Source organism: Sphingobacterium sp. UME9, from assembly GCF_014170215.1.
Taxonomy (GTDB): domain Bacteria; phylum Bacteroidota; class Bacteroidia; order Sphingobacteriales; family Sphingobacteriaceae; genus Sphingobacterium; species Sphingobacterium paramultivorum.
The window spans coordinates 226682-244619 of record NZ_LZZP01000012.1 but is presented as its reverse complement, the minus strand read 5'-3'; the positions used below and the strand labels follow the sequence as shown (position 1 = coordinate 244619).

At 38.8% G+C, this 17938-nt stretch carries 12 protein-coding genes; 5 read left to right on the top strand and 7 right to left on the bottom strand.

Annotated elements, in window-relative coordinates:
* Window positions 1–9 precede the first annotated feature (9 nt).
* From A9970_RS18525 to A9970_RS18510, 4 genes are all read right to left on the bottom strand, one after another.
* A complete protein-coding gene (locus A9970_RS18525; protein ID WP_158638902.1) occupies window positions 10–1134 on the bottom strand; it encodes an ROK family protein in 1125 nt (374 codons plus the stop codon).
* A 403-nt stretch (window positions 1135–1537) separates the two neighbouring features.
* On the bottom strand, window positions 1538–3427 hold the full coding sequence (locus A9970_RS18520; RefSeq protein WP_182983309.1) for a SusD/RagB family nutrient-binding outer membrane lipoprotein: 1890 nt from the start codon (window positions 3425–3427) through the stop codon (window positions 1538–1540).
* An 11-nt stretch (window positions 3428–3438) separates the two neighbouring features.
* A complete protein-coding gene (locus A9970_RS18515) occupies window positions 3439–6549 on the bottom strand; it encodes a SusC/RagA family TonB-linked outer membrane protein (RefSeq protein ID WP_145328853.1) in 3111 nt (1036 codons plus the stop codon).
* 25 nt (window positions 6550–6574) lie between these two features.
* Window positions 6575–7741 carry an ROK family protein gene (locus A9970_RS18510; RefSeq protein WP_145328851.1) on the bottom strand — a complete coding sequence of 389 codons (1167 nt, stop codon included), beginning with the start codon at window positions 7739–7741 and terminating at the stop codon, window positions 6575–6577.
* 249 nt (window positions 7742–7990) lie between these two features.
* Between A9970_RS18510 and A9970_RS18505 the strand changes: the two genes are divergently transcribed.
* The 4 genes from A9970_RS18505 (at window position 7991) to A9970_RS18490 (ending at window position 13427) form a co-directional block, all read left to right on the top strand.
* Window positions 7991–9202, top strand: coding sequence for an acyltransferase family protein (locus A9970_RS18505; protein WP_182983308.1), 1212 nt, complete (start codon window positions 7991–7993; stop codon window positions 9200–9202).
* A 104-nt stretch (window positions 9203–9306) separates the two neighbouring features.
* Window positions 9307–9585: a 30S ribosomal protein S15 gene (gene rpsO / locus A9970_RS18500; protein WP_046674145.1), complete on the top strand. Its 279-nt coding sequence runs from the start codon at window positions 9307–9309 to the stop codon at window positions 9583–9585.
* Between the two features lie 623 nt (window positions 9586–10208).
* The gene (gene pnp / locus A9970_RS18495) at window positions 10209–12395 is read left to right on the top strand and encodes a polyribonucleotide nucleotidyltransferase (protein ID WP_182983307.1); all 2187 of its coding nucleotides are present in this window, start codon (window positions 10209–10211) and stop codon (window positions 12393–12395) included.
* An 84-nt stretch (window positions 12396–12479) separates the two neighbouring features.
* Window positions 12480–13427, top strand: a complete 948-nt coding sequence (locus A9970_RS18490; protein ID WP_182983306.1) for a hypothetical protein — start codon at window positions 12480–12482, stop codon at window positions 13425–13427.
* Between the two features lie 70 nt (window positions 13428–13497).
* On the opposite strand, the gene A9970_RS18485 is transcribed toward A9970_RS18490, so the two are convergent.
* Together A9970_RS18485 and A9970_RS18480 are read right to left on the bottom strand one after the other, a co-directional pair.
* Entirely contained in the window at window positions 13498–13824 is a 327-nt protein-coding gene (locus A9970_RS18485; protein WP_145327846.1) for a DUF493 domain-containing protein, read from the bottom strand.
* Between the two features lie 77 nt (window positions 13825–13901).
* A complete protein-coding gene (locus tag A9970_RS18480; RefSeq protein ID WP_182983305.1) occupies window positions 13902–16184 on the bottom strand; it encodes a GH92 family glycosyl hydrolase in 2283 nt (760 codons plus the stop codon).
* A 147-nt stretch (window positions 16185–16331) separates the two neighbouring features.
* Here A9970_RS18480 and A9970_RS18475 point away from each other — a divergent pair, with 147 nt between their 5' ends.
* Window positions 16332–17342: a LacI family DNA-binding transcriptional regulator gene (locus A9970_RS18475; RefSeq protein WP_153846063.1), complete on the top strand. Its 1011-nt coding sequence runs from the start codon at window positions 16332–16334 to the stop codon at window positions 17340–17342.
* On the opposite strand, the gene A9970_RS18470 is transcribed toward A9970_RS18475, so the two are convergent.
* Window positions 17332–17712 carry a methionine-R-sulfoxide reductase gene (locus A9970_RS18470; RefSeq protein ID WP_088160225.1) on the bottom strand — a complete coding sequence of 127 codons (381 nt, stop codon included), beginning with the start codon at window positions 17710–17712 and terminating at the stop codon, window positions 17332–17334. The two genes, A9970_RS18475 and A9970_RS18470, sit on opposite strands and share 11 nt — an antisense overlap.
* Window positions 17713–17938: the final 226 nt, after the last annotated feature.

Here is a 17938-nt window from a genome sequence, read left to right as displayed (position 1 = left end):
TGTAAAACGTTAGTTAATAATGTTTGTGATGTATTTTTCTATGACTAATGCTGTTGTGCCGAGTTGCTGCGCTCTTTTGTGCAGGTCGGAGATCTCAATGCTTGTTTTCTTCGATATTTTAGGAATGCTGTATTCATTTACTGCAACTTGGATATGAGGCGCAAGGATATAACCGATTTCCGCTCCACGACCACTGATGATAATTTTGTTCGGATTGAGAATATGTATCAACGTTGATATTCCTTTACCTAATAAGTACCCAATTTTTCCGATATTATTGATGGCTATCTGATCACCAATGTGAACGGATTCAATAAGAGCTTCAGCTTTGTTGTCATATTCTTCTACAAGTTTTTCATATATAGAGTATTCGCCGTTCTTTATATCCTTTTCAATATTTCGGATGGCAGCGCTCACAGAAGCTTCCACTTCTAAGCACCCTCTCTTACCGCAAGAGCATAGTGTTAATTCGTCTGAAAGAGGGATGTGGCTGAACTCACCGGCAAAACCAGAAGTTCCTTTAAAGATGTCGTCATTAATAAGAATACCCAAACCTACTCCCCAATTAAGATTAATGACAAGGGAGTGCGAGGAATCTTGTGCATTTCCAAATTTTTTCTCAGCCCAGGCGACACAGCGTGAATCGTTGTCAATTACTGCAGGCACGTTAAACTTTTGTTCGATGAGTTCCTTTATATTATATAAGGGGGAATCACTGTTGTAGGATTCATTTAACCCTGTTTCTGAATTGACAAAGCCCGGCATGCTAATCCCTATGCCGATAACCTGTTTTAAATCAATATTATTTGTAGAAAAAAAGCGATCTACGGTTTTTAATAGTACGTTTGCTGCATCAGAATCTCGAAGATCAACCGGAAGATTTTCTAGCGATGAGATAATATCCCCTTTAAGGTTTGATAAGGTAATTGCTGTATAGAATTGATCGATAGATAGGCTGGCGATTGTATAGCTTAAATCTTCATTAATCATATACTGCATAGCCTTTCTTCCGCCTGTCGATGCAGCATAACCTTTCTCAACTACGATATTCTTTGAAAGAAGTTCGTTGATTTGTTTGGTGACAGAAGGTATACTTCGTGAAAGTGAGTTCGCGATGTCTGCAATCGGTTGCATAGGCCGATAATACAAATTCCTTAAAATCTCTAGGACCATTTCTACTTAAGCTTCATTAATGAGTAATCATTTGGTTTTTAATGTTTTCAATAATGATATTATACTTTTTTAATATCATTGGTAGTTGGTTTTTAGCTCAATTGCTCTACTTAATTTAGGTGTGCGGCAATTGAGTTTTTCTGTGTTTGTTTTTAGTTTATATATAAAGATATAGATACTTTATTTTAAGTTCCAAATTCTTTTTAAAAAATTTAAAAAGAATTTGATAGATTCTTTATTTTTAAGGGAATTGGATGCTTCTTTTGAATTAATAATAAGTGTAATTGTAACAAATATACTGATCAATATTGTGATAAACTAGAAAAGCCGGCTCAAGGCCGGCTTTTCTAGTGTTATAAAAAAATTATTTTTGTTTAGCCCACCATAGGGGTGTAAATACGCCATCTGATCCACCTAATAAGGATACCGCTTTATCATAATTTGCCTGATCAGCATTTCTAAATGATGAAGGATAGCTCGTTCTTTGTGGAAAGAAATCTACTTGGTTTTTTGTGTAATTTGCACTTGTCAATTGTGGCATTGTTGCGATGGCCGTTTCGACAGCAGGATTTTCAAAGAAAGGAAGGCCTAAACGACGTTGGTCATTCCATGCCTCAAGGCATAAGTATGGAAATGAGGCAATATATTTTTGCGTGATAATTTTTGTCAACTTATCGTTCTTGATTGCTCCATTTTTATAGATCGTATTTTCAGGATACTTGATTGCGGCAGTTCCTGTAGCATTAGTATAACCGTCTTTGTACTTGACAGTGAAGGTCGCAGCAGGCTCCGTTGTATGATCATATTTTACTGAAGTTCCCACACGGTTGTAGTTTTCTGATGCTAAGTATTGACCGAGGTAAGATGATACTTCCCAGTAGTTAAAGTTTTCTGAAATACCTTTTTCATAGGCAACTTTGTCAGATATAGGAGTGCTCCAACCTCTCAAAGCCGCTTCGGCAATCAAAAAATAACTTTCCCATGAAGCGAAGAATAAACGTTTTTGTGTGCTTGTTCTGAACTTTTTGATCATGCCTGGAATACGACCATTTTGTGCTCTAAGCACCATATTTGACGATTTAGCTCCCCATGTACCTGACGTAAACGCATTCCATGTGTATGAAGTTTTAAAATTCAATGTAGTGCCGTCTGGTTTTTTGATTTGGGCATCCTGATTGCTAGCATCGGTCCAATATTGTGGGTCGGATGTATGACCTGGAATAAAGAAAGCTTTGTATGCTCTTGGATCCATTTTATTTGGAATCCCATCTAAGTAATAACCTTGGCTTGGGTCATTTGACATAGTCGAGAAGTTATCCAGATAACGGATACCAAAATCGTCTTCGTTCTTGATTTTGCTTAAAACTTCGGTTTCTGTAAACTGATCAGCAGTTTTGATGCCACCCAATCCAATAAATATATTGTTTAATGTAGCAGATAGTAGTTGTGTATTCCATGAACGGCTCATTACACCCGTTAGTGGATCCCAACCGTCTTTTTCCTGTACGCCGAAGTTTTGTGCAGCTGTTTCAATGTATTTATTCGTTTTAACAGCATCCTCAAATTCGGTTTTTGCTTTCGTTGCATCAACCTCTGATAAGCGCATTGCCAAACGCATACGCATTGAGTTCGCATAGCGGATCCAATTGTCCCATTTGAAACCGTAAGCGGCATCATAGTTTTCAATACCCGAATTGCTGACAGCTGGATCGATTTTCGATTGAGCATCTTTTAATTCAGTCAACAGATAATAATAAACGTCTTTGACAGCATCAAATTCAGGATTGACTCCTTGAAATCCTTTGGTAGGTATTGGGCCAAAATTGTCACTTAACTCACTTAACAAGTATGCTCGCCATATTCTGGCAACCTGTATCATATTTTGGTTGTAAACAGCAGCCGTGCCATTTTGAGTTTTCTTCTCTGCAATTTCGATGGTTGCGTTAGCGTTATTCAACCAGCCTGAGATACTTGACCAGTACAAGGAATTATAGTCATCACTTTGCTGCCCGATATTGATAAAGTTAAAATATTGCTGGTGGGCAGCGGTTTTCCACGAATAAATAAATAAACGTTCGGCCAATCCGGGATCTTGCTGAGCTCCAATAATAGAGTTGTTTAAAAAATATTCTGGTTTAACTTGCTGGTCATTTGCAGCAGTTTGATCTATATTGATATCCTCTAGTTTTGTACAGGAGGTGGCTGTGCTTACTAATAATATTGCCAGCGCTATTTTTGATAGTGTATTTTTCATGATAATTCAGATTAGAAGCCAATAGATAGGTTTAAGAAATAAGAACGAGATGTCGGAAAAGATAGATTTTCAAATCCTACAGCATTTGAGCTCATTGCATAGGTAGATTCAGGATCTACACCATTTGCATAACTCTTTAGCATGGCTAAATTATTGACCGATACCCCTACTTTTGCATTTTTAACAATGGATGATTTCAAAACGCTTTTAGGGATAGAGTAATTTAATTGCAAATTTCTAATCCTAACATTGGTTGCATTGTATAAATTTTGTTCAGTAATACCTAAGTTGCCACTAGCTCCAGATACGGTTGTCCAGTAATCTTGTGGCGTAACTGCGACTGTACTTTTTTCGTATGCACCATTTTTTAGGATAACTCCATCAACAACAAAATTATCCCGACTTCCGTTAACAACTGTTTCGGCAGAAGAACCGCTAGCTTGTAGTGCGCGCTGTGTTCCTGAGAAGAATTTTCCGCCAAATCTGCCATCGATTTGAAAGCTTAATCCGAAGTTTTTAAAAGTGAAAGAGTTGGTGATACCAGCAAGGGCACGTGCAGTCTGATCACCCAGAAGCTCTGCTTCATTAGATTTCGCTTGTGGTAAACCTGTACCGCTTAGAATAAGTTGTCCATTATAAGGGCTGTTTGCATCTTCAACACGTAGGAATTTTGTTCCGAATATAGCGCCATATCTTTGATTTTCAGCTGCATATATTGCGAAATTGTCATAGCCGCCCAATGTCATTCGTTTGGATTCAGGGTGTAATTCAAGAATTTTATTGAAATTGCGAGAAACATTGGCATTTAGATTCCATCTAAAATTCTCTTTTCTTATTACATCGGCGTTTAATGTGATTTCAAATCCCTCGTTAAGAATATTACCTGCATTGGCTTTGAAAGCTCTGTATCCAGATAGATTGTTCATTGGGATATCAATCAATTGATTTGTTGAGTTGTTTTTATAATATGTTAAATCCAAACCAACTCGATTGTTGAAAAATTTAGTCTCTAAACCTACTTCAATTGATTTTTGAAGTTCATTAACTACGTTCTCATCATAAAGAACATCTCGTTTGGATGCAGTTGTATTATTATTAGGGTCATTACCAATGATATAAGTATTATATAATTGGTATGCGTCCATGTCGCGACCTGTTCTTGCATAAGATGCTCTCACCTTTGCAAAGTTGAACCAAGAAGGCATACTTCCAGATTTATTGATCAGGTCGGAGAGTACAAATGAGGTGCTTACAGAAGGGTAAAAATAACTGTTATGATTTGGGTGTAAAGTCGATGTCCAGTCATTTCTTCCTGTGAAACTAACATACCAAATATTATCATAATTGATGTCAATGTTACCATAAATCGAATTAATCTGTTTTCTATTGATACTTTCAGTAATACCAGGATTGCCAATATTGTTACCAATGGTAAATAGATTAGGTACCCTTAAATTGCCCGCACTAGCGCTTAAGGAAGTACGGCTACGGTCCATGATCTGTCCATAAATTGCGGCACTACCACCCCATTTACCGAATAGATTGTCTTTTCTTGCCTGTAAACTTGCGATATAATTGTTCTCATAAAACTTGTCTGTACCTGTACCATACGAATTGTTTATATGAGATCCGGTATATGTTTTATCTTCGTATTTTGTCGAATAGTTATCAGAACCCACACGTACATCAGCACTTAACCAGTCATTAAAATCATACTTTACAGTAGCGTTCATCAAATAACGATCACGGGTATCACGGCTTAATTTATTGTTGGCCGCCCAATATGGGTTAATTCCTGAATCTTCCAAATACCAACTTTGTTTCACACCCAATTCATCCATTCCAGGTTTAAATTGCGTAATGTCCAAACTTCTTGGGAAAGTTAACAACTGTGAATAATAATTACCACCATTCACACCACCAACTGCACGATTATAGGCCATATTGCGCATGTATTGTACCTTTACGTCGGTAGTCCACTGATTGCGCTGACCAAATTTGGCATTTACTCTATTAATTAAATTTAGGCGGTTTAGTTTTTGGCCGGGAGATTTGCTGTTATCATGCAAATAAGTCGCTGATGAATATACATTGACTTTATCGGAAACAGCCTGTTGAAAATTGATGTTTTGGGTTGTATTGAATCCTGTTTTAAAGAAATTACCGATATTATCGTAGGCCTTTAAATTTGTTTTCGTACCATTCCATAACTCAACTTCCTGCCCAGTTATTTTTTCTCCCCAAGATCCTGTGGCTAATTTACCGTAGACACCGCCATCCCCCTGAGAGAAGTCACTCTGTAATTTTGGCGTCATAAAGATATTTTCGATTCCCGTAATGGTTGAATAGGAAATTCCTACGCCATCTTTTGCTTTACCGCTTTTGGTTGTAATTAAAATAACCCCATTAGAGGCACGTGATCCATAAAGCGCAGAAGCAGCACCGCCTTTCAAGACAGACATGCTCTCGATATCTTCCGGATTTAAGTCTCCTAACCCACTTCCCATATCTGCTGACGGATTCCAAAAATCATTGTTTTTAGCGCCGGCAAAATTATCCATCGGCACCCCATCGACAACAATTAACGGTTGGTTGTCTCCGGTAATGGAATTGAATCCGCGAAGAATAATTTTCGAAGATGATGAAGGTCCGTTTGAACCTTTAACAACCTGAAGACTGGAAACCTTGCCCGCTAGTGCATTGGCTATGTTGTTTTCTCTGGCATCCGTCAATGCAGTACCTTGTATATCTTGAAATGAATAACCAAGACTTCTTTTTTCACGTTTAACTCCCATTGCTGTGACGACCACTTCTCCCAAAGTTGATTCATCGCTTGTTAAGGATACGTTAATCGTTTTAGTTGTTCCAACCACAATTTCCTGAGGTTTATAGCCTATTAGTGAAATACGTAATGTTTCGCCTTGTGCAGCTTGTATATTAAATGCCCCACTTGCAGTCGACTGGGTCGCTCTATTTGTTCCCTTTACGGAAATAGTAGCACCTGCAATTGGCCCCTTGGCATCTGAAACTGTTCCAGAAATGCCTTGCTGTGCAAATAGCGATGTTGCACTGAAAAGTGTGCACAAAGCTAATCCAGCTGTTTTTTTGTAGAATAGACTCATCTTTAAGTGTTTAATTTATAAATAATTATTTAGTTAGGATTCTGTTGATATGGTTTTCCACGACGATAGCTGCAGTACCCTTTATTTGAGCATGTTTGTTCAATTCTGACATTTGAATCTGTGTTGTTTTTGCAATTTCAGGGATGCAAAATTCATTAATGGCAATTTGTATTTGAGGATTCAGAATTCTCCCCAGTTCTGCACCTCTTCCGCTGACAATGATTTGTTTTGGATTAAGAATATGGATGAGCGTTGATATGCCTTTGCCGAGCATGTAACCTATTTTTCCGATATTGTTAATCGCAATTTGGTCTCCAACATGAGTCGCTTCGATCAGTGCATCGATTTTGTTTAGATTACTCTTTACAAACGTACTATAAATCGAATACTCATTGTTTTGAATATCGTTCTCCGTACTTCGAATGGCAGCATCCAATGATGCTTCAACTTCAAGGCATCCCCGTTTACCACAGGAGCATAAGGTGTTGTTGTCGGAAAGAGGGATGTGGCTAAATTCTCCAGCAAAACCTGATTCGCCCTTAAAAACAGTTCCATTAATGATAATTCCTAATCCAACTCCCCAGTTTAGATTAATAATAAGTGAGTGCTCAATGTATTTCGCAGCCCCAAATTCTTTCTCTGCAATGGCTATGCAGCGAGAATCATTCTCTATGATTGTTGTCAGTTTATATTTTTTTTCAATCCTGCTTTTTATTTCATACAAAGGATGCGTATTGATATAGGATTCATTGACGCCCAATTCTGAATTAACAAAACCAGGCATACTAATTCCAATACCTATAATCCGATCTAATGAAATCGTTGAAGATGCTAAAATTCGGTCAATTTCGGATAAAAGGAGCTCTGAAGACTCTTCGGAATTTAAGTCTAACGGTATATCCCTATGCTCTAATATTGTCTTTTGAGTTAAATCGGTAATTGTGCATGTCGAAAAATGCTGGTCACAAGAGATCGTTAATATATAAAAATCCAAGGACGGGTTGAGCGCAAATTGAATAGGTCGTCTTCCGCCAGTAGATTCGGCAAATCCACATTCAACAATGATCTTTTCTTCCAAAAGACGATTGATCACCTTGGTAATGGATGGCGTACTTTTCGAAAGCTTTTTTACCAACTCTGCTATGGACAGGGTTGAATCAAAATATAGGTTCTTCAGTATATCTTTTTCCATTGGTATTTGGTACAATTCATAAAGTTGGTTAAACTTTTGTTAAAGATATATTAAAAAAAAAGTAAGTTCAAAATACTTTTTAAAATTGTTTAAAAAGTATCCCTTTTCTGACTAATAAGCCCATGCAAACGTTTGTTATTGTAACAATCTTGTCGTCTGACCTTCCTGTTTATGCCATTAAATTGTGGACTGCGCATAAAAATGAAGGGCAAATACGTTATATTTACCTTTTAATTATACAATCTGATTATGAAACAACGCTATTACTCCTTGGATGTCTTTCGTGGGGCTACTGTGGCACTGATGATTATGGTTAATAATCCGGGGACATGGGCTCATATGTTTGCACCGCTAAAACATGCAGAATGGCATGGATGTTCACCTACAGACCTGGTTTTTCCTTTTTTTCTTTTCGCAGTAGGTAATGCCATGTCTTTTGTTATACCTCGTTTACAGGAGGCAGGACCTGCAGTATTTTGGCAAAAAGTAATTAAACGGACGATCTTGATTTTTGCGATTGGACTTTTCATCAATTGGTGGCCTTTTGTGAAATGGGATGGTGCGGAGCTGGTTTTTAAACAATGGGTGGACGGAACGGATCCGAGCCGGGGAATTCGGATTTTCGGTGTACTCCAACGCATCGCAGTTGCTTATTGTTTTGCTTCGATTTTAGCTTATTATTTTAAAGAAAAAACGATTATCTGGATCTCGGCAATCATACTGTTGTTATATTGGGCAATCTGTGCAATAGCCGGAGGAGCAGATCCCTATAGCTTGGAGGGCTGGTTCGGTACACAATATGATATTGCCATTTTAGGTTTACCGCATGTTTACAAAGGGGAGGGGGTGCCATTTGATCCTGAAGGGCTGATGAGTACCTTGCCGACAATTGTTCAGGTCGTCTTTGGCTATTTAGTTGGTGTATTTATTAAAAAGCAAGGTCAGGTAGATTGGTTGTGGTCCAAAGTGCCGGCCTCTAGTGAGCCTCATTTTAAATTGCTGGCGGGAATGTTTGTGACGGGATTTATTTTGGTCGTATTGGCTTGGATATGGGCCTTGGGTTTTCCGATCAATAAAAAAATATGGACGAGTTCCTATGTGCTCTATACAACAGGTTTGGCAACCATGACACTCGGTGGTATGATCTGGTTTATTGAGGTACAGGGTGTCAAAAATAAATTGACACAGTTTTTTGATGTTTTTGGTAAAAATCCGTTATTCATCTTTGTCTTGAGCGGTGTTCTACCACGCTTTTTGGGATTGTTCCGTATTCCTGATGGCGTAAAAGAGGATGGTACACAAAAATACCTCGATGCTTTTGCCTGGTTCTATAAATACGTTTGCGCGAAAGTGCCTGGGATACCGGAAGTTGGTTCTTTTGTTTATTCGCTCTGTTTCTTAACGTTGATGTGGGTAATCTGCTATTGGTTGGACAAGAAGAAAATCTACGTAAAGGTTTAGTAGTAGCTGAACCTTTGCTTATTAAATTATTTTGGCAACCGAAGATTTTTGCTATCTTTGCAGCCAATTAATAAAATTTTTAACGCTTTAATATTATTCAGGAAATGTATTTAAGTAAAGAGTACAAAGCTGATATCTTCGCAGAATTTGCTGGATCAGCTACAAACACAGGATCTACTGAAGGTCAAGTTGCTTTATTCACTAAGAGAATTGCTCACTTAACTGAGCACTTGAAAAAAAACAGAAAAGATTTCGGTACACAACGTGCCCTACAAATGTTAGTAGGTAAACGTCGTTCATTATTAGCTTATCTTTACAAAAAAGATATCAACCGTTACCGTGCGATCATTAAAGGTCTAGGTTTACGTGATATTATCAAATAAGCTTTAATACAAAGGTGTTAAGAAAGCCATCCAATTTTTGGATGGCTTTTTTTGTTGTGCTTATCGCGCCCGAATTGTTATTGGATTTTTTGCATCAGCAGGGTCGTTTTCTGTTCGTCATGGCTTTTGTCGTTGTTCAGGACTTCCTGAGGTTGGCGGACGAGATTGGTCTACTTGTTCTTTACTTCAGTTTCACTATTTAGTCGTTATTTAATCGTTTTTTCCTCGGAGCTTGCTCGCTGTTTATTCGCTTCCAACCGAAGAAGTACCGAACAAGCTCCGAACAAGTACCGAAGAAGCACCGAGGAATCTCCGAAAATGATAGCCATGTTTTATACTTGTCTTATATTGTTTTATACTACGCGATAGGCTAGATTCCTCGTTATAATTGATAAGCCTTTGGAAGCTTTTTTCGAGAAATAAGAGAACTTGAGAAGACTTCAATCGATTCATTGCTTGACAGATTAAGGCGGTTGCTGCCGTATTCCGATGGTTTGATGATTTAGCCTGCTGTTAATTGCACTAATCTTAATATTTTAATTTACCTTTGTGCTGAAATCTAATGTATTTAAAATATTGGCATGCTGCCAACAAGATGAAAAGCATGTCGCAAACAAGATTAAATGAATTACAACGAAATTAAAACGACCATCGATATGGGTAATGGCACCCAGATCGAATTGTCTACAGGGAAATTGGCAAAACAGGCTGATGGTGCTGTAGTATTAAAACAAGGTGATACGATGTTGCTTGCAACAGTCGTTTCAGCTAAAGAAGCTAAATCTGGCGTTGATTTTTTACCTCTTTCGGTAGATTATCAAGAAAAATATGCGGCAACAGGCCGTATTCCAGGAGGTTTCTTACGTCGTGAAGCTAGACTATCGGATTATGAGGTATTGATCTCGCGTTTGGTAGACCGCGCATTACGTCCTTTGTTCCCTGAAAACTATCACGCAGATACACAAGTGGCAATCAGCTTGATCTCTGCAGATAAAGATATTATGCCTGACGCTTTAGCAGGTTTGGCTGCTTCTGCAGCTATTGCTGTTTCTGATATTCCTTTCAATGGACCAATTTCTGAAGTTCGCGTAGCAAAGATTGATGGTCAACTGGTGATCAATCCAAAATTATCTGAACTTGAAAAAGCAACTTTAGAATTTATTGTTGCTGGTTCTGCACAAGATATCGGTATGGTTGAAGGTGAAGCGAAAGAAATTTCTGAAGCTGAGATGGTAGAAGCGATTGCTTTTGCTCATGAAGCTATCAAAAAACAAGTTGCTGCTCAAGTAGAATTGGCTAACTTAGTTGGTAAAACTGTGAAGCGTGAGTATAACCATGAGCCTGAAAACCTTGAATTGAGAGATGCTATTTTTGCAGCTACTTATGATAAGGTTTACGCTATTGCAAAATCTGCTTCTGCAAAACATGACCGTTCTGAGAACTTCGCAAAAATCGCAGAAGAGTACAGAGCAACAATGCCAGAGGAATTGGATGATGACACGGCATTCTTGTTTAAAAAATATTTCCACGATGTTCAGTATGATGCTGTCCGTAACCTAGTTTTGGATGAAGGTATGCGTTTAGATGGACGTGATGTACGTACTGTACGTCCGATCTGGTCTGAAGTGGATTACTTGCCTGCTGCACACGGTTCGGCTGTATTTACACGTGGTGAAACACAAGCATTGACTTCGGTTACTTTAGGTGCTAAAGACGATGAGCAAATGATCGATGGTGCTTTTATCAACGGTTATAACAAATTTATTCTTCACTACAACTTCCCTGCATTCTCTACAGGTGAGGTAAGACCTAATAGAGGTCCAGGCCGTCGTGAAGTTGGTCACGGTAACTTGGCTATGCGTTCATTGAAACAGGTACTTCCTGCAGACAGTGAAAATCCATATACGATCCGTGTTGTTTCTGATATCCTGGAATCAAATGGATCTTCTTCAATGGCTACGGTATGTGCTGGTACATTAGCACTTTTGGATGCCGGTGTGAAATTGAAAGCGCCAGTTTCAGGTATTGCCATGGGATTGATTTCTGACGAGAAAACAGGTAAATATGCGATCTTATCGGATATCTTAGGTGATGAAGATCATTTAGGTGATATGGACTTTAAAGTAACTGGTACAGAAAAAGGTATCGTTGCTTGTCAAATGGACTTAAAAATCAATGGTTTGAAATGGGAAGTGTTGACGCAAGCTTTGGATCAAGCAAAAGAAGCGCGTTTACACATCTTAGGTGAAATGAAGAAAACAATTTCTGCTCCACGTGAAGATTACAAACCACATGCACCTCGTATCGTTCAACTGTTGATCGATAAAGAATTTATTGGCGCTGTAATCGGACCAGGTGGTAAAATTATCCAAGAGATGCAACGTGAGACCGGTGCTACAATTTCGATCGAAGAAGTTGATAACAAGGGTGTTGTTCAAGTATTCGCAGATAATAAAGCGGCTATTGATGATGCAGTAGGTCGTATTAAAGCAATCGCTTCTAAACCAGAGATTGGTGAAACTTACGAAGGTAAAGTGAAATCAATTATGCCATTCGGTGCTTTCGTTGAAATCATGCCTGGTAAAGATGGTTTATTGCACATCTCTGAAATCGACTGGAAACGTCTTGAAACAATGGACGGTATCTTCAAAGAAGGTGATAAAGTAACGGTTAAATTGTTGGATATCGACAAACAAGGTAAAATGAAGCTTTCGCGTAAAGCGTTATTGCCTCGTCCTCCGAAAGAAGACAAACCAAAGCAGGATAAACCTGCCGGTGAAGCTCCTGTAGCTGGTGCTGGACAAGAATAGGTTTATTCCTTTCAAATGATATGAAAAGCTCGCTTTAAGCGGGCTTTTTTTATGGAAAATAAGGCTTACCTGCATCTTTATCCTATGAAAAGTATACTTCGTTTGTTTCTGTTTAAACCTGGTCAGATTTTGGTGTTTGTCCTCATGCATGTGACCGTGTATGGTCAGCGGTCTTATGGGGATAAATTCCAGGAGCTATCTGCCACTGTGCAGCATTATGCAACTAAAAATAATATGATCTTGGCCAAGGGGCGTTATGAGTTTTATAAACTGGATCGTGCCATTTTATGGTCCTATAAACAGGATTTATTTTGGCCTCTTAATAGGTTAATCTTAAAGGATAAAGCTATCAGAGATTCAATGACAGACGAGCTTTACATTAATTTTGATCGGGAATATAATCGCTTTGTGATGGATGTGTATGAAAGCCCTTATAAATATAACGAGGCGAGACCATTTGAAGCACTTTCCGTGCAAGGCTCATTCAGAGGTGGGATGGCACCGCTTGTGGAGCGTTTGTCCAAGTTTTTATTGGATTATCAAGGACGCTGGGGCCTCAATTTGTCTTCTTTTACCTTATATATGGATCGTGAGCTTAGTGCTGTGCCCTTAGCATACGATGGCGAGCCAGAAGTAGTGAAATTGCTTAAGGAATTTTTTGAGGAGGCCAAGATTCCCCATAAACCTGGTATTTACTATGGGAATCCAATGTATTGTTCGTATCGATTTGACTGGATGGCTAATAAAAATAAAGAGATTACGCTCGATTGCGCGGTATATAAAGACTATTTTAATATACTGTTTAGTGAAACGAAGTTATATGCGCTGGGAGGGACTTGGAATAGCATGGATGGACAAATGTCTTTTTTTTATGATCGAAAAAATAGCTGGAAACAGTTTGCTGCCCGACGGGACGTCAAACGCATTTTGGATTTTTTAAATGAGGAGGCTGCTGTTAATCTATTCAAGCTGCACTATGCTAGTAAAAGATTTAGCGGCGATTATTGGCTTGATGTCGTTATGCTGAAATAGGGAGGAGTTAAGCTAATATGTAAATCAGAAAACAAATCAGGCTGTCAATTCGACAGCCTGATTTGTTCTTTTATAACATGATAACACCTTTTATCTTCGCTACTTCTTTGTAGAAGTAGATCACCTGATCGGCGTCTTTTACGTTCAAGTTTACCGTAATTGAAGTATACTTACCTGTTTTGGAATCCTTGAAATCAAACTGAGCACCTGTGTCATCAAATACGCGCTGGATCTGATTGAAGTGGTCCTGATCTTTTGGTAAGATAAATTTATACGTGTAGTCCTTTGGAAATGTTTCTAAGTCTTCTAAGCGCTCTTTAAAAGTTTCATAGAAGTCTTTTGGATTATCACCTCCATCGGGGATATCTTGTATATTGATGTTTTTGTAATCTGCCATGTTTTGTTTCTCCTTAAATATGTTATTAAGGTATTAACAAATATTAATCCAGTAATGTTTTACTGACAATATTTCAGTTAATTATTGTCAATGCTTGAAGGCCAATCGGCTTTGTTTTTACCAAAGTTTTTGTTTGGCGTAGCACTCATCTCGATTTCCATCTGTCCACCTTCTAAAAGCTGTGCATGTGTAATGAACGACTTAGCATAAGGTTTACCATTCAATTTGATCGATTTAATGTATTGATTTGCTTTACCTTGATTTTTAACATCGATTGCTAACGTTTTGCCATTTGGTAAATTGATGTTCGCATGTTGCATCATCGGTGATCCGAAGACATAAACACCACTCATTGCATTCAGTGGATAAAAGCCCATTGCTGAGAACACATACCAGGCACTCATTTGTCCGACGTCATCATTGCCACATAGACCAGCTGGACTGTTTGTGTAAAACTCCGTCATCGCCTTACGGGCTAGAGCTGCACCTTTCCAAGGTTGTCCAGCATAAGCATATAAGTAAGGGATATGATGGTTTGGCTCGTTCCCTTGCGCATATTGGCCTATTAGTCCTGAAATATCTGGAGAGGCTTCACCACCAAGATCCGATGACATGGTCGTAAAATAATCCAGTTTTTTCAAAAATTTCTCCTCGCCACCGAAAAGATTGATCAGACCTTTGACATCTTGAGGTACTAACCAGGTATATTGCCATGCATTTCCTTCGCAATAATCATTCTCACGGTGTTTGGCCATCAATGGGTCGAAAGGTCTGCGGAACTCGCCATTGGCTTTTTTACCGACGAAATGACCTACTTCTTTGTCAAAATACTGCTCGTACAGTTTGTAGCGTTTTTTGAAATAGGCAGCGTCTTCTGTTTTACCTAGCTTTTCAGCAATTTTATACGCACCAAAGTCGGCAATCGCATACTCTAATGCCCATGCTACAGACTCATTCGGCATGCTGTCGATCGGAATGTAAGTCAGTTCACGTGCATATTTCAGGCCATGATCGTTGCCCATGGCTGTTGTCTTAACAGCTTCCCAAACCAAAGGATAATCTTTTTCGTCAATAATTCCTTTTAAGAAAGCGTCTGCAATCACTGGAATCGCAGGCAGGCCCACCATGGTATTGGTTTCATTGCCTTGTAAGTGCCACATTGGCAATTTACCTTGTTGTTGATAGATAGCCAACATCGTCTTGATAAAATCCTGGTTGATTTTACGGTCCTCCAAGATGGTCATCAAAGGGTGAAGCCCACGGTAGGTGTCCCAAAGCGAAAATACGGTATGGTTGACAAAATCCTGTTTCTCGTATACTTGTTTGTCAGTTCCTAAATAATCGCCATTTGCATCGTTAAAGATGGTAGGAGCGAAGTAGGTATGGTATAATGCAGTATAGAAGATGGTCTTCGTATCTTTGTCGGCTTCAAATTGAATCTTATTTAAGGTTTTGTTCCAACGTTGATCAGCTTCTTGCTTTACTTTTTCAAAATTCCAGCTTGGAATCTCTGCATTGATATTATTCAGGGCATTGGTCGAGCTTACGGGAGAGATACCGACTTTGAGTTCGATGGTTTTGTTTTTAACAGCATCAAAGAATAAAGCTGCTTTGATCGCCTGTCCTTTAAATGTTGTTTGGCCTAATTTTTCTTCTTTACCGTCGAAAAATCTTACTTTTTGTATCGGCTGGGAAGTTCTGATCGCAAAATACAATTTTTGGTCGGTTGCCCATCCTGTTGAAAAGCGGTAACCAACAAAGGTCGAGTCGTTAACCTGTTTGATGTAGGTGTCTGTCGGTTTATCCCAATTGATATGGTAACCTAAGTCGACTAAAATATGTGCATTATCTGTTTTTTCATAGCGATATTGATGATAGCCAACACGTTCGGTAGCTGTTAAGTTGGCCTGTACCTGATAGTCATCTAAATAAGCGCTATAGAATCCGGGCTTGGCAACCTCATTTTCCTTTTTGAAGGAAGAACCATAGCCTGTATTCATTTTATTGAATTCCGCTGGCGTTAATTGTAATTTTCCGTTGGCTGGAACAATCATGAGGTCGTTGAGGTCACCGATACCTGTTCCGCTCAGGTGGGTATGGGTAAAACCCAAAATTTCCTGGCTTTTGTAATTGTATCCACTGCACCAATCCCATCCGTTGAACTTGTCCCAAATCTGTGGAATTTGGGTAGGTCCCAATTGTACAGCACCTAAAGGTACATTTGCACCAACAAAGACGTGACCATGATCCGCTGACCCAATAAAGGGGTTGACATATTGCGTAAGATTTTGCTGGGCTTGCGCACAAAATGGCAAAATTATTGTGCCCAACACTGTTTTGAGTAGTTTATTTCCTGTCATAGGTTTTGTTCGGGTATTTGAAAACTGCTTAAAATTAGTAAATAAAACCTTTTAGCGCAATTTTATTATTATTTTAGTAAATTGTCGTTAAATTTTTTACTTTAGTAATCTTCGTAATAAAAAACTTAACAAACCTACTACTACTACATGAAGAAACGTATTCTGATCAGTGATATCGCAAAGGCGTTGGGGATTTCTGTAACTACTGTGTCCTTTATTTTGAATGATAAGGCAAAAGAAAAGCGTATTAGTGAGGCTTTGACTAAGCGGGTTTTGGACTATGTCAAAAAGGTCGGCTATAAGCCCAACGAATTGGCGAAAAGTCTCCGCACAGGGAAGACGAAGATTTTGGGTTTGATTATCGAAGATATTTCCAATCCTTTTTTTGGGAATATAGCACGTCTGATCGAAAGTAAGGTCTATGAGCAGGGCTATCGTATTATTTATTGTAGTACCAACAATGATGTGGAAAAAGCGAAGGAGTTAATCCAGATGTTTTACGATCGGCAGGTAGATGGTTTTATTATTACACCTTCCGATGGTTTGGAAGATACAGTAAAGCAGTTGCAACAGAATAATATTCCGGTTGTGCTCTTCGACCGTTATTTTCCGGATCTTGAAACAGACTATGTTGGTGCGGATAATTTTCAGGGGGCCTTTGATGCCAGTAACCATTTGTGTCAACAGGGCTATAGACGTATCGGATTTGTATCGCTCTATTCGGATCAGACTCAAATGAAGGAGCGTTCAGATGGCTATATGAAGGCTATGGATAATAATAAGCAGCAAAGTTTTATTCAAAAGATTCAGATGGATGCTTCGGATGAGGAAGCAATGGAATCTTTGCGGGAGTTTATCTGTGAAAATAGGCTGGATGCCGTTTTGTTCTCAACGAACTATCTGGCGATTTCGGGTTTGAAGGCTTCCAAAAAATTTAATTTTACGATGCCGGCGGTGATTGCTTTTGACGACCATACGGTTTTTAAGCTGGTCGAACCTTCTATTACGGTTGTTTCGCAGCCGATCAAGGATATTGCTGAGAATCTGATCAATATTTTGTTGCTGCGTCTTCAGGGTAAAATAAAAGCAACACGTAGAATGGTGTTGCCTTGTGAACTGAAAGTTCGTGAGTCGACTAAAGTGAAAGTTACTTCGTAGTATCGGCTACAAATTTCATTGAAATAGAATTAACGCAGTGACGCGTGTTTTTTGTCGTAAAGCCTTCTCCCAGGAATACATGGCCTAAATGCGCGCCACATTTACTACACAGGATTTCAGTGCGGCGACCATCGGCATCCGTGATCCTTGTAATTGCCCCGGGAATTTCATCATCAAAACTTGGCCAGCCACAGCCAGATTCAAATTTCGACTCCGAACGGTATAGTGGGCTGTCACAACGACGGCAGATATAAGTTCCTTTGAGCTTATTGTCCAAAAGTTCACCGGTAAAAGGGCGTTCAGTTCCCTTATGTATAATAATGTACTCCTCTTCTTTACTTAATGGGTTGTATTCTTTGTTTGTTTCCATGATTGTCGTGTGTTTAGTCTTGGCCCTTTAATTTTTGGTCCGGGACTCGATCCTGGACGGGGCTCCATTCATCTTGATAAAGTTCTCCATTCATCTTGATAAAGTTACGGAAATAAAGACGAAAAAAAATTTTTTGTGTCCATAGTGATAGTCGAATTTAGGTATTTTAAATTGTCATGGAATTGTCTTATATTTGAATAGCTATCCAAATGAAAAGTTGTAGCGA